Origin of the sequence: Streptomyces sp. NPDC051214 (assembly GCF_040682375.1) — a bacterium.
GTDB lineage: Bacteria > Actinomycetota > Actinomycetes > Streptomycetales > Streptomycetaceae > Streptomyces.
Window position 1 is genome coordinate 414,907 of sequence record NZ_JBFBAT010000007.1, and the last position, 26,475, is coordinate 441,381.

The 26,475-nt window shown below is 72.3% G+C and carries 20 protein-coding genes and 1 pseudogene; 12 read left to right on the forward strand and 9 right to left on the reverse strand.

From position 1 onward, the window contains the following. Window positions 1-100: 100 nt before the first annotated feature. Window positions 101-3,268: a molecular chaperone Hsp90 gene (locus AB0M70_RS20920; protein WP_365821458.1), complete on the reverse strand. Its 3,168-nt coding sequence runs from the start codon at window positions 3,266-3,268 to the stop codon at window positions 101-103. A gap of 2,269 nt (window positions 3,269-5,537) precedes the next feature. Beyond that, window positions 5,538-6,476: a DUF3027 domain-containing protein gene (locus AB0M70_RS20925; RefSeq protein WP_365821459.1), complete on the reverse strand. Its 939-nt coding sequence runs from the start codon at window positions 6,474-6,476 to the stop codon at window positions 5,538-5,540. Between the two features lie 369 nt (window positions 6,477-6,845). On the opposite strand from AB0M70_RS20925, the gene AB0M70_RS20930 reads away from it, so the two are divergent. The 4 genes from AB0M70_RS20930 to AB0M70_RS20945 all read left to right on the forward strand — a co-directional run bounded on the left by AB0M70_RS20930 (window position 6,846) and on the right by AB0M70_RS20945 (window position 10,325). After that, on the forward strand, window positions 6,846-8,213 hold the full coding sequence (locus AB0M70_RS20930) for an MFS transporter (protein ID WP_365821559.1): 1,368 nt from the start codon (window positions 6,846-6,848) through the stop codon (window positions 8,211-8,213). Between the two features lie 90 nt (window positions 8,214-8,303). Then, a complete protein-coding gene (locus tag AB0M70_RS20935) occupies window positions 8,304-8,813 on the forward strand; it encodes a DUF2771 domain-containing protein (RefSeq protein WP_365821460.1) in 510 nt (169 codons plus the stop codon). Beyond that, window positions 8,783-9,472 carry a futalosine hydrolase gene (locus tag AB0M70_RS20940; protein WP_365821461.1) on the forward strand — a complete coding sequence of 230 codons (690 nt, stop codon included), beginning with the start codon at window positions 8,783-8,785 and terminating at the stop codon, window positions 9,470-9,472. The genes AB0M70_RS20935 and AB0M70_RS20940 overlap by 31 nt, the downstream gene beginning before the upstream one ends. After that, the gene (locus tag AB0M70_RS20945) at window positions 9,465-10,325 is read left to right on the forward strand and encodes a 1,4-dihydroxy-6-naphthoate synthase (RefSeq protein ID WP_365821462.1); all 861 of its coding nucleotides are present in this window, start codon (window positions 9,465-9,467) and stop codon (window positions 10,323-10,325) included. The genes AB0M70_RS20940 and AB0M70_RS20945 overlap by 8 nt, the downstream gene beginning before the upstream one ends. Window positions 10,326-10,357: 32 nt before the next feature. Here the strand turns inward: AB0M70_RS20945 and AB0M70_RS20950 are convergent, their stop codons facing one another. After that, on the reverse strand, window positions 10,358-10,741 hold the full coding sequence (locus tag AB0M70_RS20950; RefSeq protein WP_055701393.1) for a cold-shock protein: 384 nt from the start codon (window positions 10,739-10,741) through the stop codon (window positions 10,358-10,360). 172 nt (window positions 10,742-10,913) lie between these two features. On the opposite strand from AB0M70_RS20950, the gene AB0M70_RS20955 reads away from it, so the two are divergent. Continuing rightward, window positions 10,914-11,165, forward strand: a complete 252-nt coding sequence (locus AB0M70_RS20955) for a hypothetical protein (protein ID WP_363211920.1) — start codon at window positions 10,914-10,916, stop codon at window positions 11,163-11,165. Here the strand turns inward: AB0M70_RS20955 and AB0M70_RS20960 are convergent. Beyond that, complete coding sequence (locus tag AB0M70_RS20960) at window positions 11,158-11,784, reverse strand: HAD hydrolase-like protein (protein WP_365821463.1); 627 nt, start codon at window positions 11,782-11,784, stop codon at window positions 11,158-11,160. The genes AB0M70_RS20955 and AB0M70_RS20960 overlap by 8 nt on opposite strands. Window positions 11,785-11,900: 116 nt before the next feature. Between AB0M70_RS20960 and AB0M70_RS20965 the strand changes: the two genes are divergently transcribed. From AB0M70_RS20965 to AB0M70_RS20980, 4 genes are read left to right on the forward strand one after another with little or no spacing between them, the layout of a single operon-like run. Next, window positions 11,901-12,899 (forward strand): iron ABC transporter permease, encoded by a 999-nt coding sequence (locus AB0M70_RS20965; protein ID WP_365821464.1) that lies wholly within the window; start codon window positions 11,901-11,903, stop codon window positions 12,897-12,899. A 44-nt stretch (window positions 12,900-12,943) separates the two neighbouring features. Next, entirely contained in the window at window positions 12,944-14,041 is a 1,098-nt protein-coding gene (locus AB0M70_RS20970) for an iron ABC transporter permease (RefSeq protein ID WP_365821560.1), read from the forward strand. Continuing rightward, complete coding sequence (locus tag AB0M70_RS20975) at window positions 14,038-14,895, forward strand: ABC transporter ATP-binding protein (RefSeq protein WP_365821465.1); 858 nt, start codon at window positions 14,038-14,040, stop codon at window positions 14,893-14,895. The genes AB0M70_RS20970 and AB0M70_RS20975 overlap by 4 nt, the downstream gene beginning before the upstream one ends. Beyond that, entirely contained in the window at window positions 14,892-15,890 is a 999-nt protein-coding gene (locus AB0M70_RS20980) for an iron-siderophore ABC transporter substrate-binding protein (protein WP_365821466.1), read from the forward strand. The genes AB0M70_RS20975 and AB0M70_RS20980 overlap by 4 nt, the downstream gene beginning before the upstream one ends. Window positions 15,891-15,993: 103 nt before the next feature. On the opposite strand, the gene AB0M70_RS20985 is transcribed toward AB0M70_RS20980, so the two are convergent. Genes AB0M70_RS20985 through AB0M70_RS20995 form a run of 3 tightly spaced genes read right to left on the reverse strand, consistent with a single transcriptional unit; the run spans window position 15,994 to window position 18,473 of the window. Continuing rightward, entirely contained in the window at window positions 15,994-16,779 is a 786-nt protein-coding gene (locus tag AB0M70_RS20985) for an ABC transporter permease (protein WP_365821467.1), read from the reverse strand. Then, window positions 16,776-17,741: an ATP-binding cassette domain-containing protein gene (locus AB0M70_RS20990; RefSeq protein WP_365821468.1), complete on the reverse strand. Its 966-nt coding sequence runs from the start codon at window positions 17,739-17,741 to the stop codon at window positions 16,776-16,778. The genes AB0M70_RS20985 and AB0M70_RS20990 overlap by 4 nt, the downstream gene beginning before the upstream one ends. Window positions 17,742-17,798: 57 nt before the next feature. Beyond that, window positions 17,799-18,473, reverse strand: a complete 675-nt coding sequence (locus AB0M70_RS20995; RefSeq protein ID WP_365821469.1) for a DUF4097 family beta strand repeat-containing protein — start codon at window positions 18,471-18,473, stop codon at window positions 17,799-17,801. Between the two features lie 255 nt (window positions 18,474-18,728). On the opposite strand from AB0M70_RS20995, the gene AB0M70_RS21000 reads away from it, so the two are divergent. Continuing rightward, entirely contained in the window at window positions 18,729-19,463 is a 735-nt protein-coding gene (locus AB0M70_RS21000) for a helix-turn-helix domain-containing protein (RefSeq protein WP_365821470.1), read from the forward strand. Between the two features lie 15 nt (window positions 19,464-19,478). Here AB0M70_RS21000 and AB0M70_RS21005 read toward each other — a convergent pair whose 3' ends face one another. Continuing rightward, a complete protein-coding gene (locus AB0M70_RS21005) occupies window positions 19,479-20,573 on the reverse strand; it encodes a hypothetical protein (RefSeq protein ID WP_365821471.1) in 1,095 nt (364 codons plus the stop codon). 346 nt (window positions 20,574-20,919) lie between these two features. On the opposite strand from AB0M70_RS21005, the gene AB0M70_RS21010 reads away from it, so the two are divergent. Together AB0M70_RS21010 and AB0M70_RS21015 are read left to right on the forward strand one after the other, a co-directional pair. Then, entirely contained in the window at window positions 20,920-23,451 is a 2,532-nt protein-coding gene (locus AB0M70_RS21010; RefSeq protein WP_365821472.1) for a helicase-associated domain-containing protein, read from the forward strand. Window positions 23,452-23,514: 63 nt separating this feature from the next. Beyond that, window positions 23,515-25,158 carry a DNA repair helicase XPB gene (locus AB0M70_RS21015; protein ID WP_365821473.1) on the forward strand — a complete coding sequence of 548 codons (1,644 nt, stop codon included), beginning with the start codon at window positions 23,515-23,517 and terminating at the stop codon, window positions 25,156-25,158. 19 nt (window positions 25,159-25,177) lie between these two features. On the opposite strand, the pseudogene AB0M70_RS21020 reads toward AB0M70_RS21015, so the two are convergent. After that, window positions 25,178-26,161 (reverse strand): annotated as a pseudogene (locus AB0M70_RS21020) (glycosyltransferase 87 family protein); the annotation flags it as partial. Window positions 26,162-26,475 lie beyond the last annotated feature (314 nt).

The window sequence follows — 26,475 nt, forward strand, 5'->3', positions numbered from 1 at the left end:
CCAGCCACAAGCCACCCGCGGGCAGCGACGAACCGCAGGTACCAAAGGGGCGCGAGGAACGGCGCGATCAGCCACAAACCACCCGCCCCCCACACCCCCCTCAGTCAAACCACCGGTCCCGCTCCAACTCCTCCGTCCGCGAAGGATCCTCAAGCAACGCCGCCACCTCGAACCGCCGAGGCCACTGCCCCGCCGCCCAGGCAAGCCCCGCCGCGACGCCCTCAAGGGTGGCGGCATGGACCGTGCCGTCCGGGCTCCGACGCCAGTCCAGCTCGACACCCCCGGCAACCAGCTCCTCGTGCTCGACGTACGTCCCCGGAGTCGCGGGGCCCAGCAGGAGACGTACCGACTCCGGCACCGGATGCTCCGCCCCCTCCCCCGCAGGCTCCACCGCCGAGGTCTCGCTCAGCCGACGTACCTGGAACAGCTCGGCCAAGTCCCCCGCCCTGCGCGGCTCCACCGGCAGCAGCGCCACACCCCCGGCCAGCGGCAACAGATCAGGCGCGTCGGCGACAACCGCGTCCGCCACGTCGACGACCACGACCTCTCCGTCCACCACGGCCCGCACCTCGTCCGGCAACGTCACCTGCTCCGGATCCAGATCGGCCAGAGCCCCGTACAGCGCGTGCAGCTGCGCCGCCGAAACGGTCCTCTCCGGGTCCGCGAGCCGTTCGAGCAGCTCGGCGGCGCCGCCCGGCTCCGCGAGGAGTGCGGCGACCGACGTACGGACGCCGAGCGCCCGCAGCACCTGCTCGTCGTCGAAGCCGGACGCGTCGGCCGCGTCGTAGAGCCCTTCGAGCAGCGGATCGCCGCCCGTGGCCCGCAGACCGGCGGGACGCCGCCCGCCGAGCACGGGATTCCCCCGCAGCCACCACGCCGTGTACGAACGGACGCTCTCCGTCGTGCCGTCCGGCAGCAGCACCCGCAGCGGCTGCGTCAACGCGTCCCGCAACGGCGGGAGCGACAACATCGCCAGGGCCTGCGGCCAGCAGTCGTCGTCGACCAGGTCCAGGTCCCGTACGGCGATGATCTCGGTGGCGACGGGCGGCACGGGAGTCTCCGGCAGCCGGTCGAGCGTGTCCTCGCACCACACGTCGACCGCGTCGAGCAGCCCCGCGTCGTCAGGCTCGGCGAAGTCGCCCTCGCGCGGGTCGAGTTCATCGGGGTCGAGTACGACGTCCGTGGCGCGGACGAGCGCGAAGGTGGCGAGCACCCCGCACGCGGCGAGCGGCTGCTCGCCCCAGCGCTCGGCGAGTTCGGCGTCCACCGTGGCGAGTTCGTCCTCGCGCATGACCTGGGCGAAGGGGCTGCCGGGGAAGACGAGTTCACCGGCGGGCGCGAGGTCGCCGTCCTCGTCGTCGGGGAGGGCGAGCGCGCCGAGCCAGGGCTCGTCGCCGGGCGCGAGGTTGGCGTCACGGACGAGCGCGAGCACGATGTCCGCGAGCTCGTCGGCGTCCAGGGCGTCCTCGTCCCACGTGTCGTCGTCGAGTGAGGCGGCGACGGCGGCGCGGACCTGCGGGGTCGTCAGAACGGCGCGGGGCGTGGCGGGCAGGGCGCCGAGCTTCTCCAGGAGGGGATGCACGGCGTCAGGGTGGGCGACCTTGAGACCGAGACGGACGAGCGCGGCCGGATCGCCGTCGTCGCCGGTGACGGGCAGAAGGACCTGCCGCGGACCGATGGTGGTACGGCCTCCCCCAGAGCCGAAAGCCTGGGAGGCGCCCCCAGCGAGCGGAACGGGAAGCCCGGTGAGCCGATCGGGATCGACCCCGGCCAACGTCTCGTACAGCCGGTGCCACCACTCCGGCTCCCGCTCAAGGCCCGCGAGGCGGTCGATGGCCTCCGTCAGCGGGACGCGGGCGACACCGAGGGTGCGCAGCTCGGCGCGCCGCTCAAGTCCTGCGGGCAACAGGCACGGCAGCACATCGGCCAGCACACGTACGGTGTCGGCGCCCGCGCCCTCCACGACCTCGGCGTCACGCGGCCGCAACGCGACGGGGACCTGCCACTCGGGCACGTCGGGGTCCTCTTGGGGCACGGCCTCCACCGCGGGCGGCAGGAAGGCCGTACGAGGCAGCCGGTCGAGGATGGCCTGGCGCAGGGCGCCGTCCAACTCGCTCTTGCCGAGCGGGCCGGGGACGAGCCCGATGATGGCTTCCCCGACGGGCCGCCAGTCGGCAAGGAGTTCGGCGTACGCGTCGGCCGCGCGCTGCACGAGGAAGTCGGTGAGGGGGCCGGGCGCCGCGTGCCGCCGGGTGGTGTCGAGCGGGAACGAGGCGATGAGCAGGGCGGGCACGCCGAGGGGCTCGTCACTCGGGGTCGGCGCGTGCAGGACGGGGGCGCTGCGGGGAGCCTGCGGGGCACCGTCGCGGTCGGTGGGGACGGCCCAGGTGACGGACCAGTGGGGGCGCAGCCGCTCCTCGACGGGCCGGTCGGCGAGGAGGCCCTGCTCCAGGGACCCTTGCTGACTTACGGTGCGCCAGCGGGTGTCGCCGTCACGGCTGTCGGAGACGTCGACGTAGCCGGGCTCGGAGGTACGGCGGAGGGTGCGGGGCGTCTGGTCCGCGACTTGGACGACTACTTCCTCAAGGCCGGGCAGGGCGAGGAGCAGCGCGTCATCGATCCCGTCGAGAAGCCGCACGACGAGGTCCTCGGCGGCGGCGTCACGCAACGGCAGGATGACGACGGTGTCGTACCCCTCCGGGGCGGACCCTTCGGCGGCGAAGGGCAGCCGCAGCAGGGGTACGTGGCCGTCGCGCCTGCGGATCTCGTCCCCGAGCCCCGGGCTGAACCGGGCGGTGTCGGCGGCGAGTTCCCGCGCCTCGCTCAACGACCAGCGGACGCCACCCGTACGCCCCACGAGGGCGGGCTCGTCGGAGACGGCGAGGACGGCGGCGAAGCCGACGCCGAAGCGGCCTACGGCGCCGTTGTTCTGCTCCTCCCGCTTGGCGGAGGCGCGGAGGGTGGAGAGGGATTCGACGCCGGTGGCGTCGAGGGGGGCGCCGCTGTTGGCGGCGGCGAGTACGCCGTCCCGGAGGGTGAGGGCGAGTCGTCCCGGGGCGCCGGCGCGGGCTGCGGCGTCGGCGGCGTTCTGGGCGAGTTCGACGATCAGGCGGTCGCGGTAGCCGCCGAGGGCGAGGTCTTCCTCGGCGTTCGCGTCCTCCCGGAAGCGGGCCGGGCTCGCCGCCCAGGCGTCGAGGACTCCCCGGCGGAGCCGTGCCGTGCCGAACGGGTCAGTACCCTCGGCCGCCGGCCGCACGGTCTTGCTCACGGTGTCGTCTCCCTCGCTCGGTTCGCGGGGCGAACGGTACCGCGTCGTGCGGTTTCGCCTGGCAGCGCGGGGTCTCGCCGGGGGCGGGACGACCTTCGCGGACCATTGCCCCCCCGGGGGGGGTGGGGCGTCCCCCGGATCATCGCTCCCGGGGGAGGCGGGGCGACCCCCACTGATCATTACCCCCGGGGGCGGGGCGACCCCCGGACCATCCCCCCGGGGGGCGGGGCACCCCCGGGGCCCGTCGGCCATCCCCGGGGCCCGTCGGCCATGCCCCGGGGGCGGGGCGACCCCCGCGGACCATCGCCTCCCCAGGCGCGGGGCAACCCCCGCCGACCAGCACCTCCCCGGGCGCGGGGCGACCCCCACGGACCGTTGCCCCCGGGGGGCGGGGCGACCCCGCGGACCATCGCCTCCGCGGGCGCGGGGCGGCCCCCGCCGACCAGCACCTCCCCGGACGCGGGGCGACCCCGCGCCCGTCGGACACCTCCCCCATGCTCGCTCCGCGCGGATCCTCCCCACCCACCCGCCCGAGCACCCCGCAGCGCAAACCTGCGGGTAGAAACCTCCCGGCGCTCCGCGCGGGTTTTCCCACCCGCCGCCCGAGCACCCCGCGACACCACTCCTCACGTAGGACCCCTTCGCGGCGCGAGCAGTCCACCGACCTGCAGCCCGGCGGACCCCTCCCCGCGCTCCGCGCGGACCTTCCCCACCCACCCACCCGAGCACCCCGCAGCACGAACCCTCGCGCAGGGGCCTCGGTGGCGCGAGGCGTCCCGACCCGCGGACCGGTGGACACTTTCCCGCGCTCCGCGCGGATCCTTCCCGCCCACCCACCCGGACACCCCGCAGCACTAACCCCACGCAGGAACCCTCGGTGGCGCGAAAGTCCCAAACCGCAGACCGGTGGACACTTTCCCGCGCTCCACGCGGATCCTTCCCGCCCACCCACCCGAGCACCCCGCAGCACCACGCCTCGCGCAGGAACCCTCCGTGGCGCGAGCAGTCCACCGACCTGCAGCCCGGCGGACCCCTCCCCACGCTCCGCGCGGACCTTCCTCACCCACCCGAGCACCCCGCAGCACCACCCCCCACGCAGGAACCCTCAGTCCTGACCCGCGAACCGGTGGAACCTTTCCCGCCCACCTACCCGAGCGCCCCGCAGCACCACGCCTCGCGCAGGAACCCTCCGTGGCGCGAGGCATCCCGACCTGCGGGCCGGTGGACACATTCCCGCGCTCCGCGCGGATCCTTCCCGCCCACCCACCCGTGCGCCCCGCAGCACGAACCCCCACGTAGGGGCCCTCGGTGGCGCGAAAGTCCCAAACCGCGGACCGGTGGAAACACCCCACCCGCTCACCCGAGCACCCCGTAGCCAATCGCTGCCGGGCAAACGGGTGGGCGGGCGGGAAGTATCCGCGCGGAGCGCGGCATGGAGCAGCGCCGGGCCGCAGACAGACAGGAAACGCGCACCCCCTCCCACGCCACCCCGGGGCAACGGGTGGGTGGGCGGGAGAAATCCGCGCGGAGCGCGGCGTGGAGCAGGGGCGGGCCGCAGACAGAGAGCAGACGCATGCCCATCCCACGCCTCCCCGCGCACCACGGGGTATCGGGTGGGTGGGCGGGGAAAAATCCGCGCGAAGCGCGGACGCGAAGCAGCAGAGGGCCGCCGAGGCAAGGCAATCCCGCGTTCCTCCCACGGCACCCCGTGCACCGCGGGGTAATCGGGTGGGTGGGTGGGAAAAAATCGCGCGGAACGCGGGCATTACGAAGCTGGGAAGCGCTGATGTAGGACGCCCCCGGCGCCACACCCCACGGCACCCCGTGCGGCTACGGGGCGATCGGGTGGGTGGGTGGGAGGCATCCGCGCAGCGCGGGTGCGCGGGTCGGAGGCATCCGCGCGGACTGGGCGCATGGGTGCGAGGCGTCCGCGCGGAGCGGGTGCGTGGGTGCGAGGCGTCCGCGCGGAGCGGGTGCGTGGGTGCGAGGCGTCCGCGCGGAGCGGGTGCGTGGGTGCGAGGCAACCGCGCCGAGCGGGTGCGTGGGTGGGAGGCGTCCGCGCGGAGCGCGGGTAGGGAGCAGCGCCGAGTCGCCGGCCAAGAACAGACGCCCGCCCCAGCCCCGTTCCAGCCTCAGCCCCACCCGCAGGGCGCCAGCCCCACCCGCAGCGAGCCAGTGCTAGGCCAGCCCAAGCCCAGCCCCACCCGCCGGGTGCCAGCCCAGCCCAGCCCAGCCCACCCCAAGCCCCCCCAAGGCCCCCCGGGAAACCTCAGCTATGGCCCAAGTCCTCCGCCCCACCCTCCAACGGAACCGACCCCGAGTCAGCAGCAGGACGCAAAGGCAGCACATCCACGCGCGTCTCGTCGAGGACCGGTGCGGCAGGACGTGACGGCGTAGGCATTACGGCCGCCTCCGAATGCCCACCGCAGCCGTACGCGAGGGACACCACGTGCCCGTCCGCAGGACCGAACTCGTTCGCGCACACCCCGAACGCCTGCCCGAGCGATCCGCCGATCGGGGCAAGGAAGCCACAGCTGACGCAGGACGCGGGCGCCGCCTGCGCCATCGCCGTCTTCGCGCCGTGCGATTCCTCCCAGCGATCGGCCGCGGCATGCAGGCCGTACCGGGACAGGACACGCGCCCGGCGCATGCCGAGCTCGTCCGCGAGCGCCGCGATGGAGCCACGCGCCGGCGCCGCCGGCAGCTCGGCGGGCGATCCCGCCGTCACCTCCGCGTCCTCCGCGTCGGCGAGCTCCGCCATCTCCTCGGAGAAGACCGAGTTCGGCGGCGGCTCCTCCTCGCCCGAGAAGCCGGGCTCGAGGCGCAGGTCCTCGGCGTCGGTCGGCAGGAGGTCGCCCGGACCCATGTCGCCGGGGCGCAGACGCTCGCTCCACGGCACCCACTCGGGGGCCAGCAAGGCGTCAGGGCCGGGAAGCAGCACCGTCTCGTCGAGCGTGACGACCTTGGCGCGCGAGGCGCGCGCCACCGTCACGGCCCAGCGCCAGCCCCGGTAGCCGAATTCCTTGCACTCGAACAGGTGCGTGACGACGCGGTCGCCTTCGACCACGACCTCGACATGCTCACCGACCACACCGGGCGCGGCGGCCTCCTCGGCCGCGTCACGGGCCAGTCCCACCGCCTCGGCGCACAGGCGGTCGGGAGTACGCGGGGTACGCGGGGTACGGCTTCGCGTTGTCGCTGCGCTCACAGGTATCGCTTCTCCATTACGCCGTCTCACGAGTGCGCCACCCATACGCGGGGGTGCGGACGGAGCGGACCAAGGGGCCGCGTCGACGTCCGCGCCCGAACGTCCTCGGGCGCACCTACGTCATCCATTCTGCGGGATGACCGAGAGGCGCGCGGCCAAGAACAACCGCCGCAGGCGCGCTACGCACGCTACCTTCTCCTGGCCCCTGGGCCTACACCGGCGTGCGGCTGCCCTCCCCACCGAGCAGAGCGTTTCGCCGCTTCGCGGCGTTTCTCCCGCCGCCCACCCGTACAGCGCGCCTTTAGGGGGCACTATGACGAGGTGGCAACCGCAAGGTCGTCGTCCCAGGGATACAGCGGACGAAGCTCGGTGCTGAACCGGGCCGCCCGCTGGGTCGGCCGCGCCCTGCACCTGCCCTTCACCGGGACGGCCCGCGGCATCCGCAAGGCCACGCACGCGCACGGCGCGGGCGAGTCGGGCCTCGGCAAGCTCATCGAACTGCACGCCGTGAACGGCGCGGGCGACGTCATGATCACCATCGCGCTCGCCTCGACCGTCTTCTTCTCCGTGCCGACGGACGAGGCCCGCGGCCGTGTCGCCCTCTACCTCGCCATCACCATGGCGCCCTTCACCCTCCTCGCCCCCGTCATCGGTCCCCTCCTGGACCGCCTCCCGCACGGCCGCCGGTACGCGATGGCCGCCGCGATGCTGGCCCGCGCCCTCCTCGCCCTGCTGTTGTCCGAGGCGGTGATCACGGGGAGCCTGGAGCTCTATCCGGCCGCGCTCGGCGTCCTGGTCGCCTCCAAGGCGTACGGGGTCGTGAGAAGTGCCGTGGTGCCACGGCTCCTGCCCAAGGGCTTTTCCCTGGTCAAGGCCAACTCCAGGGTCACGCTCGGCGGGCTTCTCGCGACCGGGATCGCGGCTCCCATCGGCGCGGGGCTACAAGCCCTCGGCCCGCGCTGGCCCCTCTACGGCGCCTTCGTGATCTTCATCGTCGGCATGCTTCTCTCCCTCTCCCTGCCGTCCAAGGTCGACTCGGCCAAGGGCGAGCACAAGGCGCTGCTCGCTGCCGACGAGGAGCATCTACATCTGCACGCGCGCGCCGAGGCCGCGTCGGACACGTCCAAGAAGCGGCGCCTGGGGCTGCGTACGGTCGGGCCCGCCGTCACGCACGCCCTCACCGCCAACGCCGCGCTGCGGTGTCTGTCCGGCTTCCTCATCTTCTTCCTCGCCTTCCTGCTGCGCGAGGAACCGCTCGGCGGCCAGAGCGCCGCGGTGTCCCTGGGGATAGTGGGTGTCGCGGCCGGAGTCGGCAACGCGCTCGGCACCGCCGTCGGCGCCGGCCTCAGATCGCGGGCGCCGGAGGTCATCATCGTGACCGTCGTCGGCGTCGTCCTCGGCGTGGCCGTCACCGCGGCGGTGTTCTTCGGGGCGGTGGGCGTGGCTTGCCTCGGCGCGGTGGCGGGCTTCGCTCAGGCCATGTCGAAGCTCTCCCTGGACGCGCTGATCCAGCGGGACGTGCCGGAAGAAGTGCGGACCTCCGCCTTCGCCCGCTCCGAGACCCTGCTGCAGGTCTCCTGGGTGGTCGGCGGCGGAATCGGCATGGCGCTGCCGCTGAACGGGTCACTGGGGTTCTCGGTGGCCGCCGCGATCGTCGCCGTCGGCTGGTTCTCGACGGTGCGGGGTCTGCTCTCGGCGGCCCGGCACGGCGGGAAGCGCCGCTCGCGGGTGGCGTGACCCCGACAGTGAACACGACAAATTGACGGAGGCGGCACGCCGCGACCCCCACGTGGCGGGACGGCACCGGGTGCCCGATAGCCTTCGCCCATGACCTCCCTGCTCCGCGGCGGAGCCGCACTCGTTCACCGCTCGGCGCGTCGCCGCCGTTCCGTGGCCGCCCTTGGCGCTGTCTCCGCCGGACTCCTCGTCCTGTCGGCCTGCGACAAGCCGACGCCGCTCGCCACCGTCACGGTCGGCAGCGACTCGGTGAACTCCGAGGCCTCCTGCTACAACGACGGCAAGGAGCTCGAGCAGTCCCAGCTGCAGGGCTGCCTCAAGGACACGGACGTCGAGTCCATCAAGGTCGACCCCGACGAGAAGGTCCGCTTCGGCGTCGACCCCGAGGTCGCCGACAAGGGCTGGACGCTCCTGATGAACGGTCAGCCGCTCACCGAGGCCAGCAACAAGACCTACGTCGTCATCCCCGGCAGCGTCTTCTTCAACCAGCAGTACGGCGGCGGCAAGAACTCCACCACCGTCAGCCTGCTCGAAGGCGGCAAGGGCTCCACGGCCAAGGCGACCGGCCTGTGGTCGTTCAAGCTCAAGAAGGACTCCTGACCCCTCCCCCGGCGTCCGCCCCTCGCGTCCTGGTGGCCACCGCCGTCCCCGCCGAACGGGACGCGGTGGCCGGCCGGCTGCCTCCTCACATGGACGCCGTCGCCGTCGGTGTCGGCCCCGCGGCAGCCGCGGCGCACACGGCGGCCGCCCTCGCGCGCGCCCCGTACGACCTGGTGATCTCCGCCGGGATCGGCGGCGGCTTCGGGCCCGACGCGCCGCTGGGCTCCCTCGTCCTCGCCGACGAGATCACCGCGGCCGATCTGGGCGCCGAGACGCCCGACGGCTTCCTGCCCGTCACCGAACTCGGGTTCGGTGCCGTCACCCATACGCCGCCGCTTTCCCTCGTACGGGATCTGGCCGCCGCCTGTGGCGGGCTCACCGGCAGCGTCCTGACCGTCTCCACCGTGACCGGCTCCGTCGAGCGCGCCGCCGAGCTGCGCCGCCGCCACCCGCGGGCGCTCGCCGAGGCGATGGAGGGTTTCGGCGTCGCCGAGGCGGCCGCCGCGTACGCACTGCCCGTCCTGGAGATACGCGCGATCTCCAACGCCGTCGGGCCACGGGACCGCGCGGCCTGGCGGATCGGCGAGGCGCTCGGCGCGCTGGGAGAGGCGTTCGGGAAATTCGCGCCCGTACTGGAGAGTTGGAAACGGCATGACTGAATCCCCCGCGCAGGACGCGCTGCAGATCGCTTACTCGCCCTGCCCTAACGACACGTTCGTCTTCGACGCCTGGGCGCACGGCCGGGTGCCCGGCGCGCCCGCCCTCGATGTCACCTTCGCCGACATCGACATCACCAACGGCATGGCCGAGCGCGGCGAGCTCGACATCCTGAAGGTGTCGTACGCCGTCCTGCCCTACGTCCTCGACCAGTACGCGCTGCTGCCCTGTGGCGGGGCGCTCGGGCGTGGTTGCGGACCGCTGGTCCTCACGCGGGAGGCGGGGGCCGACCTGACCGGCAAGACCGTCGCAGTGCCGAGCGAGAGGTCGACGGCGTACCTGCTGTTCCGGCTCTGGGCCGCGGACACCCTGCCCGACGGCGTGGGCGAGATCGTCGTGCTGCCCTTCGACCAGATCATGCCCGCGGTGCGGGACGGCAAGGTCGACGCCGGGCTCGTCATCCACGAGGCGCGCTTCACCTATCAGAACTACGGGCTCAACTGCCTTGCCGACATGGGCGAGCACTGGGAGCGGACGACGGGCCTGCCCATTCCGCTTGGCGCGATCATCGCCAAGCGGTCCCTTGGCGAAGAGCGTCTGCGGCAGCTCGCGGACAGCGTCCGGACCTCGGTGCGGATGGCCTGGGACGACCCCGAGGCCTCGCGCCCGTACGTGCAGGAGCACGCCCAGGAGATGGACCCGGCCGTCGCCGACCAGCACATCGGTCTGTACGTGAACGAGTTCACGGCCGATCTGGGCGAGAACGGCCACGCGGCGATCCGCGGACTCCTGACGCGCGCCGCGGCGGAGGGGCTCGTACCGCCCCTCGCGCCGGACGCGCTCGCGTTCCCCTGAGCCTGCGGCCTGGTGAGACTGCGGCCTGCGGCCTAGACGTCCAGCTGGTCCGCGACCGCACGCAGCAAGCCGGCGATCTTCGCGCCCGACGCCTTGTCGGGGTAGCGGCCCTTCTCCAGCATCGGCGTGATGTTCTCCAGGAGCGTCGTCAAGTCCTGGACGATGGATGCCAGTTCGTCCGGTTTGCGCCGCTGCGCGGCCGCGACGGACGGCGTCGGGTCGAGGATCGTCACCGACAGGGCCTGGTCACCGCGCTGGCCGGCGACGACGCCGAACTCGACGCGCTGGCCGGGCTTGAGTGTGTCGACACCTGCGGGCAGTACGGAGGAGTGCACGAAGACGTCGCCGCCGTCATCGCGGGAGAGAAAGCCGAAGCCCTTCTCGCTGTTGAACCACTTGACCTTGCCGGTAGGCACCTGAAGTCCTCGTCCTCGTACTTTGTCGTCGAACGCGTCTATGCCGCGGAAAACGGCTCTGGATAGCACTACAGCGGGTCGCCCGACCCGCCGGAACCAAGACTATTGGTCCGGGGGCCGGTGACAAGACGTCCCCGGATTCTTCCTTCGCGCTGGGAACTACCCTGGTGGGGTGCGTGACAAAACCCAAGCGAATTCCGCCGGACCGGGCGATGGCCTGGTCCGTGCCGGAGCGATCGTCTTCTTCGTCGGAGCCCTGGCCACTCTGGTCACGGTGGCCCCACTGTTCCTCGGCACCGAACCCTTCCCGTCCATCGCGTACGCGGTGTGCATGCTGATGGGCGTCGGATTCCTCGTCGCCGTGGCGGGCGTGCTGCGCGGTATCGCCGTACAACGCCGTCAGGCGAAGTCCGCGACTACTTGACGGGTCCCGCGACGTAGGAGTCGAGCCAGGCCGGGAAGCCCGCCAGGTCGGTGAGCACGATGTCCGCGCCCGCCGCGCGCAGTTCCGCTGCGTCGCACGGCCCGGTGGCCACCGCGACGGAGAGCGCGCCCGCCGTACGCGCGCCGCGTACATCACCGGTGTGGTCACCGACGTACACCGCCGCGTCGTGCTCGCGCAGCGCCTCCGCCTTCGCCTCGGCCCACAGCCAGCCGATCACCGCGTCCGCCTCGATGCCGAGGTGCGCCAGGTGGAGCTTCGCGTTCGGCTCGTGCTTGGCGGTCACCACGATCGCCCGGCCGCCGTGGGCGCGCACGGCCGCCACGGCCTCTCGGGCGCCGGGCATCGCGAGCGTGGGGGCGATGGCGTATGTGGGATAGATCTCACGGTAGCGGTCGGCCATCTCCTGGATGCGCTCCTCGGGGAACCAGTGGCGCAGCTCCTGCTCCAGGGGCGGGCCGAGCCGGGAGACGGCGAGGTCGGCGTCTATGGGTGTTCCGGTCTCGGCGGACAGGGCGTGAAAAGCCTTCCTGATGCCGGGGCGGGAGTCGATCAGGGTCATGTCGAGGTCGAAGCCGACGGTCAGAGCGCGTGAGGTCATGCAGCCATTGTGCAGAGGCCCGCGGGCCGGATGACCTGCGCCGCGGTGGCCTTACGCTTAGCCGAGCCTTACCGAAGTTCCCGCTCAGCCCCACCGACCCGAATCGAGCGCAGCCGATGCGTGTGCCAGCCCGACGCGCCGTCGCGATGACGGCAGCGGTCGTGGCCCTGCTGATCGCGGTCCTGCTCAGCCTCTCCGTCGGCGCCCGCGCCATCGCGCCGTCCGCCGTCCTCGACGCCCTGCTGCACGGCGGCCACAGCGACGCCGCCGACGTCATCCGCGAGATGCGGGTGCCGCGCACGCTCATCGGCCTGATGGTCGGCGCCGCGCTCGCCCTGGCCGGCACGGTCCTGCAAGGCATCACCCGCAACCCCATCGCCGACCCCGGCATCCTCGGCGTCAGCCAGGGCGCCTCGGTGGGCGTGGTCATGGCGATCGCGTTCGCGGGCGTGCACACGCTGACCGGATACGTCTGGTACGCCTTCGTCGGCGCGGGCATCGCGTCCGTCGCGGTGTACGCCATCGCCGCGAGCGGAAGGGGCGGGGCGACCCCCGTGAAGCTCGCGCTCGGCGGCGCCGCGATCAACGCCCTGCTGGTGTCCGTGACCACCGGCATCCTCACCACCAAGGCCTCGGCTCTCGACGAGTTCCGCTTCTGGCAGGTGGGCTCGCTCTCCGGGCGCGACGCGGAGATCGTCGGGCAGATCTGGCCGTTCCTGCTGGTGGGGCTCGTGCTCGTGCTGTCCGTCGCGCGCGGACTCGACGCGCTCGCGCTCGGCGAGGACGTCGCCAAGGGGCTCGGCCAGAAGGTCGCGACCGTGCGGATCGTCGGCGGGCTCGGGGCGACCGTCCTGACCGGGGCGGGGGTCGCGGCGGCCGGACCCATCGCGTTCATCGGGCTCGCCGTCCCGCACATCGCGCGCGCGATCGTGGGCAGTGGGCATCGCTGGGTCCTGCCGATGGCCGCCGTCCTCGGACCCGTCATGCTGCTCGTCTCCGACACCGTGGGGCGCGTGATCTTTCCGCCCAGTGAGGTGCCTGCGGGTGTGATGACCGCGCTCATCGGGGTGCCGTTCCTGGTGACCCTGGTACGCCGGAAGGCGGTGGCCGCGTGAAGACGACCCCCCGTTGTGGGCAGGCGTTCCGCACGGCGGAACGGGTGGGCACAACCCATGATGCGGGCCGGCCGGTGAAGCTGCGTCCAGCCGGGTATGCCGTACTGCGGCTCGGGAAAGCCGCGTTCCTGGTGCACCGCAGGGCAGCGGTGGCCGCCGTCGCCCTCGCCCTGCTCCTGGCGGCAAGCTGCCTCGCCTACCTCTGCGTGGGCGAGTCCTTCGTCGCGCCCGGTGAAGTCCTGAAGGTCCTGACGGGGCAGCCCTCCCCCGACGAACTGGTCGTGGGAACGCTGCGCGAACCCCGCATGGTCGTCGGCCTCCTCGTCGGCGCCGCCTTCGGAGTCGCGGGCGGCCTCATCCAGACCGTCGCCCGCAACCCTCTCGCCAGCCCCGACATCATCGGCATCAGCCAGGGCGCGAGCGCCCTGACGGTGGGTGCGATGACCCTCGGCGTCACGTCGGCCACCGTCCTGCCCTACCTCTCCGTGCTCGGCGGCGTCGCCGCGGCCGCCCTCGTGTACGCCTTCGCCTGGCGCGGCGGCCTGCACGCCACCCACTTCGTGCTCATCGGCATCGGCTTCGCGATCGCCCTGCGCTCCGTCACCACGCTCTTCATGACCAAGGGCGACTATCTCGTCGCCCAGCAGGCGCAGATCTGGATGACGGGCTCCCTCAACGGCCGCGGCTGGACGGAGGCGTCGCCCCTCGCCCTGACCCTGCTCGTCCTGCTCCCGTTCGTGTTCTGGGCCGCCCGCGCCCAGCGCGCGGTGACCATGGACGACGACACGGCGACCGCGCTCGGGGTGCGCCTGGGACACGTACGCCTCGGGCTCGTGCTGCTCGGCGTGATCCTGGCCTCCGTGGCGACCGGCGCCGCCGGGCCCGTCGACTTCGTGGCACTCCTCGCCCCGCAGATCGCCCGCCGCCTCACCCGCACCGCGCAGATCCCGCTGCTCTGCTCGGCACTGGTCGGCGCGCTGATCGTCGTCCTCGCCGACCTGCTCGCCCGGCGGCTCTTCTCGCCCACCGAGCTGCCGGTCGGCGTCCTCACGGCGGCCGTCGGCGCCCCGTACCTGATCTGGCTGATCGTGCGAAGCCACAGCGACCGCAGCCGCTCCGCCCGCAATGGAGGCACCTCGTGACCGCCGCCCGCCTCAGCGCCCGCGAGCTGACCCTCGCCTACGAGGACCGCGAAGTCGTGCACCAGCTCGAACTCGCGGTGCCCGACGGCAAGGTCACCGTCATCGTCGGCCCCAACGCGTGCGGCAAGTCGACCACCCTGCGCGCGCTCGGCCGCCTCCTCAAGCCCCGCAGCGGGGCGGTCCTGCTCGACGGCGACGCGCTCGCCAAGCTGCCGACCAAGAAGATCGCCCAGCAGATCGGGCTGCTCCCGCAGACGCCCGTCGCACCCGAGGCGATCACCGTCGCCGACCTCGTCGCGCGCGGACGCCAGCCGCACCAGCACTGGTGGCAGCAGTGGTCCGACGAGGACGAGCGGGCCGTGACCGAGGCGATGGAACGCACCGACGTCGCCGCGCTCGCCGAGCGGTCCGTCGACGAACTGTCGGGCGGTCAGCGCCAGCGGGTGTGGATCGCCATGGCCATCGCGCAGGAGACGGACATCCTGCTCCTGGACGAGCCGACGACGTATCTCGACATCGCCCACCAGGTCGAGGTGCTCGACCTGGTGCGCCAGCTCGCCGCCGACACCCCGGAAGGCGGCCGCGGCCGGACCGTGGTCGTCGTGCTGCACGACCTCAACCAGGCCGCCCGGTACGCCGACCACCTCGTCGCCATGAAGCAGGGCCGCATCGTCGCCGAAGGCGCGCCCGCCGATGTCGTCACCGAGGATCTCGTGCGCGAGGTGTTCGGTCTGGACTGTGTGGTGGTACCGGATCCCGTGACGGGGTCGCCCCTGGTCGTCCCCGGGGCCCCGTGGGCCGCCGACGCGCACCCGCACCCCTCGTCCGACCGAAAGGTGGCTCCCGGACCATGACCGCCAAGCCCCGCTCCCCGTACCGCTCTTCGCAGCGCCGTGTCCTCGTCGCCGGGGCACTCGCCCTCAGTGGCGCCCTCGCGCTCACCGCCTGCGGATCGTCGGACTCGGACTCCGGCAAGGAGGACGCCCGTTCCGGCGACACGCACGTCGTCAAGACCGCCATGGGTGACGTGAAGGTCCCCGTCGCCCCGAAGCGTGTCGTCGTCCTCGACACGGCCGAGCTGGACTCCGCGATCACGCTGGGCGTGAAGCCGGTCGGCTCCACGCACGTCGAGGCCTCGTCGGGCTTCCCGGGCTACCTGCCCAAGGACGAGGTCAGCGGCATCGAGGACGTCGGCGAGATGCTGAACCCGAACATGGAGGCCATCGCGGCCCTCGAGCCGGACGTCATCCTCACCAGCAAGATCCGGCACGCGGCGAAGTACGAGCAGCTCAAGCAGATCGCGCCGACCGTGATGACGGAGAACACGGGCTACCCCTGGAAGGAGAACTTCCAGGTGCACGCCGCCGCGCTGGGCAAGAAGGCCGAGGCGAAGAAGGTCGTCGCCGCGTACGACGCGCACGCCGAGAAGGTCACCACCGCCGTCGGCGGCCCGGCGAAGGCCAAGGCCACGGAGGTCAACGTCGTGCGCTTCGTGGAGGGCGCCGACATCCGCATCTACGGCGAGCGGACGTACGTCGCCACGCTCCTCGACGACGTGGGTCTGGGCCGCCCCGCCATCGCCGCCAAGGCCAAGGACGGCTTCTCGTACGACGTGTCGCCCGAGAAGATCGACCTCGCCGACGCGGACGTCATCTTCCGTTCCACGTACGGCGATCCGAAGAAGTCCCGGCAGACGCAGACCGTCGGCAGCAGCCTGTGGAAGAACATGGACGCGGTGAAGCAGGGCAACGTCCACACCGTCGACGACGAGCTGTGGATCCAGGGCATCGGCTACACGGCGGCGGACAAGATCCTGGACGAGATGCAGGCCGCGCTGACGAAGGAATGACGGAATGACGGGGGAATGACGAACGAGGCGGCGCACTCCGACGTGGTGTCGGTGTGCGCCGCCTCGGGGATGTACCGGCGTACGGCTCGCGGTGTCACGGCGGTCACTTGGGGTCGTCGTTGAACCTCGCGGTCGCCCAGAAGTAGCCGAGCAGGGTCAGTCCCAGGCACCAGCCGACGGCCAGCCAGCCGTTGTGGCCGATCTCGGTGCCGAGCAGCAGTCCGCGCAGGGTCTCGATGGCCGGGGTGAAGGGCTGGTACTCGGCGATCGGCCGGAACCAGCCCGGCATCGAGTCGACCGGGATGAACGCGCTGGACAGGAGCGGCAGCAGGATCATCGGCATCGCGTTGTTGCCGGCGGCCTCGGCGTTCGGGCTGACCAGGCCCATGCCGACCGCGACCCAGGTGAGGGCCAGGGAGAAGAGCACGAGCAGGCCGAAGGCGGCCAGCCACTCCAGGACGGTGGCGTCGGTGGAGCGGAAGCCGATGGCCACCCCGACGGCGCCGACGAGGACCACGCTCATGACGGTCTGGATCACGCTGCCGACGACGTGCCCGACGAGCACCGAGCCGCGGTGGATCGCCATGGTGCGGAAGCGGGCGATGATGCCCTCGGTCATGTCGTTCGAGACGGAGACCGCGGTACCGATCACGGTGCTGCCGATGGTCATGAGCAGGATGCCCGGGACGATGTAGGCGATGTAGTCGCTGCGGTCCGTGCCGCCGATGCCCGCGCTCATCACGTCTCCGAAGATGTAGACGAAGAGCAGGAGCAGCATGACCGGCGTCAGCAGCAGGTTCAGGGTGAGGGACGGGTAGCGCCGGGCGTGCAGGAGGTTGCGGCGCAGCATCGTGGAGGAGTCGCGGACGGCGAGGGAGAGGGAACTCATCGGACGTTCTCCTTGGGCTGGTTGGGCTGGCTGGGGATGGCGTCGGTGCTGGTGAGGGCGAAGAAGACGTCGTCGAGGTCCGGGGTGTGCACGGTGAGTTCGTCGGCCTCGATGCCCGCGGAGTCCAGCCGGTCGAGAACGGCGCGCAGTGCGCGCTGGCTGCCGTCGCTGGGGAGTTGCAGGGTGAGGGCCTCGTCGTCGCGGGTTACGTCGTCCAGGGCGAGGGCGGCTGCTTTGTAGGCGTCGGGGTCGGTGAACCGCAGGCGTACGTGGCCGCCGGGAATGAGTCGCTTGAGCTCTTCCGCGGTGCCTTCGGCGGCGATTTTGCCGTCGTTGAGGACGGCGATGCGGTCGGCGAGTTCGTCGGCTTCTTCCAGGTACTGGGTGGTGAGGAAGACGGTGACGCCGCCGGAGACGAGTTCGCGGATGATCTGCCACATGTTGTGGCGGGAGCGGGGGTCGAGTCCCGTCGTGGGTTCGTCCAGGAAGATGATGCGCGGGTCGCCGACCAGGGTCATGGCGATGTCCAGACGGCGCTTCATGCCACCGGAGTAGGTGGAGGCGGGCTTCTTGGCGGCTTCGGTGAGGTCGAAGCGTTCCAGGAGTTCGGCGGCGACCCGGCGTCCCTCGCCTCGCGGCAGGTGGTGCAGGTCGGCCATGAGGAGCATGTTCTCCTCGCCGGTGATCAGCCCGTCCACGGCGGAGAACTGCCCGGTCACGCCGATCGCGGCACGGACGGCCTGGGGCGCGGCGGCCAGGTCGTGGCCGCCGACGCGCAGGTCACCGGCATCGGCGGTGACGAGGGTGGAGAGGATCTTCACGGCGGTGGTCTTGCCGGCACCGTTCGGGCCGAGGAGGGAGAAGACCGTTCCTTCCGGGACGGCCAGGTCGATGCCGTCGAGCACGGTCTTGTCGCCGTAGGACTTGCGCAGCCCGTTCGCGGCGATGGCCAGGTTCGTCATGTGGAGCGCTCCTAAGGGGCTGCGGGTCGGCTGTCGGGGTCGTCGGATGCCGAGTGGTCAGATGCTGCGGGCCGTGATGTCGCCGTAGGCGGTGGTCGCGTGGATGTTCAGGCCCGCGGCGGCGCCATCGGCGTTCTGGAGCGTGTTGTGGATCCGGCCGTACGAGGTGCCCGCGTCCAGGGAGGCGGAGACCCCGCGGGCCGCGCCGACCGAGATCTCGCCGGACTCGGTGCGCAGGGTGACCGTGCCGTGCACGGCCTCGGTGACGGCCAGGTCGCCCTTCTGCGTGCTGATCTCCGCGGGCCCGCCGAGACGGCCGACCGTGATGTCGCCGGCCTGGAGGGCGAGGCGGGCGCTCGCGGTCTCGTCGAGCTTGACCGTGCTCTGCGCGCCCTCGAAGACGACGTCGCCGAGCCGTCCCACTCCGCGCAGGTCCGCGGCGGCGGCCTTCGCCTCGACGTGGGATCCGGCGGGCAACTGGACGGTGACCTCCACCGATCCGGAGCCGTTGCCGAGGATCCCGTGCTTCGCCGGCGCGGCCACGATGCGCAGGACACCGTCGGCGTACTCGACCGTGGTCTGCTCGGCCGCCGTCACATCGCGGCTCTTCGAGGCGCTCGCGGGCCGGACCTCGACCGCGGTGTCGGTCCGGTCGGCGGCGATGAGGCGGATGTGGCCGGCGGGGATGTCGATGACGGCGGAGATCGCGGTGGGGGTGTCGAAGTTCTGCATGGTGTGTTCCTTCGGGTCGTTGTTCGGTGTTGTTCGGGGTGTTGTTCTTTCGTCGTTTCCGACATGGGAAAAGCTACGTTGCGTTCACGGTACTGGCAACACACTCGTTGCGCTGAAGTTGCAGTTGCGCAGCTCAGGCCAGCTATTTCGTTGCAACAGTCCAAAAACGAATGCAACAACGGTGATGCGTTCGTTGCAATGAAATGGAAGTGAACGCTATGGTGAGGGCATTCGACGGGTACGAAGGAGATCGCGATGCCGGGCGGCAGACTCACTCAGCAGGAACGTCAGCAGATCGCGCTGGGACTGGCCGACGGCCTCGCCTACGCGGAGATCGCCAGAAGCCTCGACCGGCCGACGTCGACCATCACGCGCGAGGTGATGCGCAACGGCGGCCCCACCGCCTACCGCGCCGACCTGGCCCACCGCGCCACCGAACGCCGCACCCAGCGGCGCAGGCAGGCGGCCCCCCGCGCGCCGGAAGCCGCCCCGCAGGCACATGGACGTGACGCCGAGGCCGTACGGGAGTTCGAGGAGACGCTCACGACCGTCTTCATGCAGTCGGGGATGCCCAAGATGATGGCCCGGGTCCATGCCTGCCTCTGCACCACCGACTCGGGCAGCCTCACCGCGGCCGAACTCGTCCAGCGGCTCCAGGTCAGCCCGGCGTCCGTCTCCAAGGCCATCACGTACCTCGACGGGCAGGGACTCATCCGCCGGGAGCGCGACGAACGCCGCCGCGAGCGCTATGTCGTGGACGACGACATCTGGTACCAGTCGATGATGGCGAGCGCCCGCTCCACCGCCCACGTCGTCGAGACAGCGCGGCAGGGCGTGGGCATCCTCGGCCCCGGCACCCCTGCGGCCACCCGTCTCGAGAACATCGCCCGCTTCCTCGACTTCGTCAGCGAGAGCATCGCCCGCGCCGCGGACCAGGCACGCGAGGTGCTGCACGCGAAGCCGGAGGGGGGTTCGGACGACCGCGGCTGACCGCGGCCCGCGGGCCTACGGCCGTTGGCGCTGGGATCTCCACAGCAGGTAGAGCGCGGAGGCGATGGCGGCGCCGCGTACGACCCACGGCCAGGTCTCCGCCATCGCGTCACTCATGTGGCCCTCGCGGATGGGATCGCCCCAGCGCCCCTCGTTCCTGCCCCACAGCCAGGTGATCCCGGCGGCCACGGACAGACCCGGCAGCCCCAGTACGGCCCACTTGGCCTCGGCCCGGCTGAGCCTGCGCGAGGCGTAGGCGAGGAGCCAGCCGCCGCCCAGGGCAAGCCAGTTGCCGAGAATGGCGCCCACGGTGAGGAGGGCCGCCGCGAGCAGGAGCAGGGGGTTGGTGAAGCGGGGTCCTGTGGGGGCGCCGGCCGCGGTGACGGGCCGCCGGATGCGAAGGCGGCGGCGGGGCGCGCGGGCGGTGTCGTCCGCCTCCTCCCACTCCTCCTCTTCGCCCTCGTCCTCTTCGTCGGCCTCGTCGTCGGCCGCGCGCTTGTCCTCTTCGGGGCGCTTCTTGGGCGGGGGCTTGAGGATCTCCGGGATCTCTACGCCGCCGGTGAAGCCCGGGACGCTGTCGGCGAGGCCGAAGGGGCTGCTGTCCACCCGCCACCAGTCGGGCTCGGAGCCGCGGGCGCCGAGCTCGTCCGTGCTCGCGAGGTGCGGCGGGGACGGCAGGTCGTCCTGGGGCGGCTCCGGTTCCTCCGCGGCGGGGCGGGGGCGCGGGACGGCGCGGCGCAGGCGCTTGGGGCGTTCCTTCGGCTGGCCGGTGCGCTGGGTGGGGACGGCGGGGCGGGGAGTGCGGGGCTTATGGGGCTTGTGGGGCTCGCGGGGTTTGTGGGCCTTGGGCAAGTCGGGGGCGTCGCTGTCGGCGGTGCTGGCGCCCGAGCCCGCCGCTTCGACCAGTTCCTCGGGGGCCCCGAGGCGGTCCAGGATGCGGCGTATCGCGGCCGGATTGTCGGCGGAGGCCTTCGCTCTGCTGCGGTCGATCTCGTTCCGCAGATCGGATACGAGGCGCATGCGGGCGGCGGACGGCAGCTGGTGCTGCTGGGCCAGGTCGCCGACGCGGCTCAGATAGTCGAAGACGAGCTGATCGCTCTCGATCCCCACGAAGTCCCCTCCGGGGCGGCGCCGTTGGCCCGCCCTTTGTGCCCGGTAGGACGACCGTACCTTCTTCTGGCGTGGGCGCCTGTGTGTCCTCCCTCCTTTAGCCGGGGCTTCGAGCCCCTGCGCCCGTTTTCCTTGCGAACAAGCCTTCCCGCCCACCCGCCCGTTTGCCCCGCAGTCACCTCTTGACGAACAAGCCTTCCCGCCCACCCGCCCGATTGCCCCGCAGTCACCTCTTGACGAACAAGCCTTCCCGCCCACCCGCCCGATTGCCCCGTAGCCACCCCCGCCACCTGCCGCGCCCCCAGGAACGCCCGGCCTCGTACCCCAACCCGCTACCGTGAGCCCGATGAGCACCGACGAGCAGCCACAGCGCCCAGCGGACACCCCCCGGTCCCTCGCCGAGGCGCTTCGTTCCCGTGACGACGCGTCCCTCGGTGCGCTGCTCCACGCCCGCCCCGATCTGCTCACGCCGGTCCCGAACGACCTCACGCAGCTCGCCACCCGCGCGGCCACCCGCGCCTCCGTGGTCCGTGCCCTGGAGCGCCTCGACCGGTTCGCCCAGCAGGTCGCCGAGGCGCTCGCCGTGGCCCCGGAGCCCGCTGCGTACGAAGAGCTGCACGCGCTCGTGGCCGGGGACGAGGGAGGCGACAGCACCGTCGAGGCGGCGCTGGGCCGCGCCCTCGCCACCCTGCGCGAGCAGGCCCTGGTCTGGGGCGCCGACGACCGCCTCCGCCTGGTCCGCACCGCACGCGAACTGCTCGCGCCCGCCCCGCAGTACCCCTCCCCCACCGGTCTCGGCCCGACCGTCGCCGAGGCCACCGCGGGCATGTCGCCGAACCGCATGCAGGACATCGTGGCGGCGGCCGGGCTGCCGTCCACGCACGACGCGGTGTCCGCGGTCCGCTCGCTCACCGAACTCTTCACCGACCGCACCCGCATGTCCGCGCTCCTCGACGAAGCGCCCGCCGAGTCCGTCGAGGTGCTCTCCCGGCTCGTCTGGGGGCCGCCGTACGGGCAGGTCACCGCCGATCCGGCGCGCCACCTGCGCTGGCTCCTCGACCGCGGCCTGCTCCTGCCGACCGCGCCCGGCACCGTCGTGCTCCCCCGCGAGGCGGCCCTGCACCTGCGCGCCGGCCGCGCCCACCGGGTGCTCGAACCCGCGCCGCCCGCCGTCGAGGCGCTGCGCGAACACCGTCCACAGGCTGTGGACGCGGCGGCGGCCAGCCAGGCGTACATGGCACTCGACACGGTCGAGGAGCTCCTCAAGGACTGGGACGAGGGCGGCCCCACCGTGCTCCGCGCGGGCGGCCTCAGCGTGCGCGACCTGAAGCGGACCGCGGTGGCCCTGGACCTGCCGGAGCCGGTGGCGGCGTTCTGGGTCGAACTGGCCTACGCGGCAGGGCTCGTGGCGTCGGACGGCGAGGCCGACGAGCGGTACGCGGCGACGCCCGCGTTCGACGACTGGCAGGAGCTGCCCCCCGCCGAGCGCTGGTCGGTCCTGGCCACGGCGTGGCTGACGGCGACCCGCACGGCGGGCCTGATCGGCGGCCGTGACGGCAAGGACCGCACGCTTTCGGCGCTCGGCCCGCACCTGGACCGCTCGTCGGCGCCGGAGATCCGGCGCCGTGTGCTCACGCTCCTGACCACCCTGCCGGACGGCGCGAGCCCGACCCCCGAGTCGATGCTGGCCCGTCTGCGGTGGGAGCGCCCGCCGCGCGGCGGCGCGGCCGCCTCCGGCAGCACGCCCGCCGGCGCCGCTCCCGGTCACGCCGCCCCCCTGGAGCTGCGCGCCCGTATCGCCCAATGGACGCTGAACGAGGCGGAGTTGCTGGGCGTCACGGGACGCGGGGCGCTGTCCGCGCACGGCCGGGCCCTGCTCGGCTCCGAGAGCGAGGACGACTCCGTGGGGACGGCGGCCCCCCATCCCTCCCCCGCCGAACTCGCCGCGTCCGGCGCACGGGCCGCCCGGCTCCTGGCACCGTTGCTCCCCGAGCCCCTCGACCACGTCCTGCTGCAGGCCGACCTCACCGCCGTGGCCCCCGGCCCGCTGGAGCGGCCGCTCGCCGAGACGCTCTCCGTGCTCGCCGACGTCGAGTCGAAGGGCGGGGCGACCGTGTACCGGTTCACGCCCGGCTCCGTGCGGCGGGCGCTCGACGCGGGCAAGTCCGCCTCCGACCTGCACGCCTTCCTCGCCGCGCACGCGCGTACGCCGGTGCCGCAGCCCCTGGCGTATCTCATCGACGACGTGGCCCGTAAGCACGGCCACCTGCGGATCGGCGCGGCGTCCGCGTACGTGCGCTGCGACGACGAGGCCCTGCTGAACGAGATCCTGGCCGACAAGCGCTCCCAGAGCCTGCGTCTGCGCCGCCTCGCGCCGACCGTGCTCGCCGCGCAGGCCGATCCCGGGGCGCTCCTCGAAGGCCTGCGGGGGATGGGCTTCGCGCCCGCCGCGGAGAGCGCCGAGGGCGACGTCCTGATCACGCGGGCCCACGCCCACCGCTCGCCGCCCCGCACCGCTCCCGAGCCGGTGCACGACGGGCCGCCGCTGCCGGACACCACCTTGATCGGGGCGGCCGTGCGTGCCATCCGCGCCGGTGACCTCGCCTCGACCATGCCCCGCAAGGCGACCCCGGAGAAGGGCGACGCGCTGCCCCGCACCACGGCCGCCGAGACCCTCGCCACGATGCAGGCCGCGGTCCTGACCGGCGAGGCGGTGTGGATCGGGTACGTGAACGCCGAGGGCTCCGCGAGCCAGCGCGTGATCGCCCCGATCCGGGTGGAGGGCGGCTTCGTCACGGCGTACGACCACACCGCGGACGAGGTCAAGACGTATCCGCTGCACCGCGTGACGGGGGTCGCGGAGCTGGCCGACGACTGAGGCGGACGGTTCGGGCGCGCCATGCGGCACACTGGAGGTTTGGCTTACCGAAAGGGTGCGCGCGTGAATGGTCCCCTGATCGTCCAGTCGGACAAGACTCTCCTGCTCGAGGTCGACCACGAGCAGGCGGAGGCCTGCCGACGTGTCATCGCGCCCTTCGCGGAGCTGGAGCGTGCTCCCGAGCACATCCACACCTACCGCGTGACGCCGCTCGGCCTGTGGAACGCCCGTGCCGCCGGGCACGACGCCGAGCAGGTCGTGGACGCGTTGGTGGAGTTCTCCCGCTACCCCGTGCCGCACGCGCTGCTCGTGGACATCGCCGAGACGATGGCACGCTACGGCCGGCTCACGCTCTCGAAGCACCCCACGCACGGTCTCGTCCTGACCACCACCGACCGGCCGGTCCTGGAAGAGATCCTGCGGTCCAAGAAGGTGCAGCCGCTGGTCGGCGAGCGCCTCGACGCGGACACCGTCGCCGTACACCAGTCCGAGCGCGGTCAGATCAAGCAGACGCTCCTGAAGCTGGGCTGGCCCGCCGAGGACCTCGCCGGGTACGTCGACGGCGAGGCGCACCGCATCGACCTCGCGGAGGACGGTTGGTCGCTGCGGCCGTATCAGAAGCAGGCGGTCGAGGGGTTCTGGCACGGCGGCAGTGGTGTGGTCGTCCTGCCCTGTGGCGCGGGAAAGACGCTGGTCGGGGCCGGTGCGATGGCCGAGGCCAAGGCGACGACGCTGATCCTGGTGACCAACACGGTCTCGGCCCGGCAGTGGAAGTCCGAGCTGATCAAGCGGACGTCGCTGACCGAGGACGAGATCGGTGAGTACAGCGGGACCCGGAAAGAGATCCGGCCCGTCACCATCGCCACGTACCAGGTCCTGACGACGAAGCGTAAGGGCGTCTATCCGCACCTCGAACTCTTCGACTCCCGCGACTGGGGCCTGGTCATCTACGACGAGGTGCACCTGCTGCCCGCCCCCGTCTTCAAGTTCACCGCCGACCTCCAGGCGCGGCGACGCCTGGGCCTGACGGCGACGCTGGTGAGGGAGGACGGCCGCGAGTCGGACGTCTTTTCGTTGATCGGCCCCAAGCGGTTCGACGCTCCGTGGAAGGAGATCGAGGCGCAGGGGTACATCGCGCCCGCGGACTGTGTCGAGGTGCGGGTGAACCTCACGGACTCGGAGCGGCTCGCGTACGCGACGGCCGAGGCCGAGGAGAAGTACCGCTTCTGCGCCACGACGGCGACGAAGCGGAAGGTGACGGAAGCGCTGGTCAAGAAGCACGCGGGCGAGCAGACGCTGGTCATCGGCCAGTACATCGACCAGCTGGACGAGCTGGGCGAGCATCTGGACGCGCCGGTCATCAAGGGCGAGACGACGAACGCGCAGCGCGAGAAGCTGTTCGGGGCGTTCCGGGAGGGCGAGATCTCCGTTCTCGTCGTCTCGAAGGTCGCAAACTTCTCGATCGACCTGCCCGAGGCTACGGTCGCGATCCAGGTGTCCGGGACGTTCGGCTCCCGGCAGGAGGAGGCACAGCGGCTCGGTCGCGTGCTGCGTCCGAAGGCCGACGGTCATGAGGCCCGCTTCTACTCCGTCGTGGCGCGGGACACCATCGACCAGGACTTCGCGGCGCATCGGCAGCGGTTCCTGGCGGAGCAGGGGTACGCGTACCGGATCGTGGACGCGGACGAGCTGCTGGCAGACAACTGAGGGCCAGACAGCTGAGGGCCAGGGCGAGGGCCAGCAGGGGGTAGGGCGAGGCGAACGGCTGCTGCCAGTCGGGCAGCCGCAGATCCGTCTCCCCCTGGTGGGGGACGAGCCACAGGGTGCGGGCCGTGAAGAGGGTCGCCACCGCCGCGGTCAGGCGGGGGCGGCCCTCCGCCATGAGCAGGACCAGGAGCGGCACGCACCAGATCCAGTGGTGGGACCAGCTGATGGGCGAGACGAGGAGCGCGGTGGCCGCCGTGAGGAGGACGCCGCGGGGCTCGCTGAGGGCACTGCGGGCCAGCCACAGCCCGGTGGCGGCGACGAAGGCCGCGGGGACGGCCCACACGAGCCCTGGATGCGGGTCGTGCGTCACGCGGGCGACCAGCCCTTGCAGCGACTGGTTGTCGACGATCCACGCCTTGCCGACGCGGCCCGTCTCGAAGAGCCGGCGGGTCCAGAAGTCGACGCTGGCCGCGGGCAGCGCGAGCGCGCCGAGCGCGAGGGTGCCGGTGAGGGCGGCGGTGGCGGTGAGCCCTTCGCGTACGCGTCCGGTGAGGAAGAGATACGCGATGAAGACCGCCGGGGTGAGCTTGATGCCGGCGGCGACCCCGATCGCGGCGCCCCTGCCGAGGGCGCCGGGAGGCCGGGTGAGGTCCCAGAGGACCAGACACGCGAGGGCGAGATTGATCTGCCCGAAGACGATGGTCTGGAACACGGGCTCGACCCAGACCCCTAGGGCGGTGGCGACGAGGAGGGGGCCGACGCGGGTGGGAAGTCCGGCGAGGCGGCAGGAGAGGTGGACGAGGAGCCCGAGGAGGAGGACGTTCCCGCCGAGGAAGGCGAGCTTGAGGGCGGGGAGGGGGAGCCAGGTGGTGGGTACGAAGAGGAGGGCGGCGAAGGGCGGATAGGTGGCCGGAAGCTTCCACTCGGTGACGGTGAACCCGTAAAGATCCCCACCACCCGCGACGGCGAGCCCCTCGGCCCGATAGACGAGAACGTCGGCCATGGGGGTGCGCTGCACGAAACAGAGGACGGCCAGGGCAACAAGGGACACCCCCAGGAGGCAGGCACCTCCCGCCACACTCCGCACTCGCCCGCTCACCCTCAGTACCGTCACCCGGGCGACCCTAGTGGATCACCTCTGCGACTCCCTCCCGCGGACCTCTCCCACCCACCCGCCCAGAACCCCGCACCTACCCCTGACCGAACAAGCCTTCCCCACCCACCCACCCGTGGCCCGGCATCCGACGGCCGGAAGAGACGGGCCCCGGGGTGCCGGGCGGGTGGGCGGGAAAGGCCCGTTCGGCAACAGGCAAGACC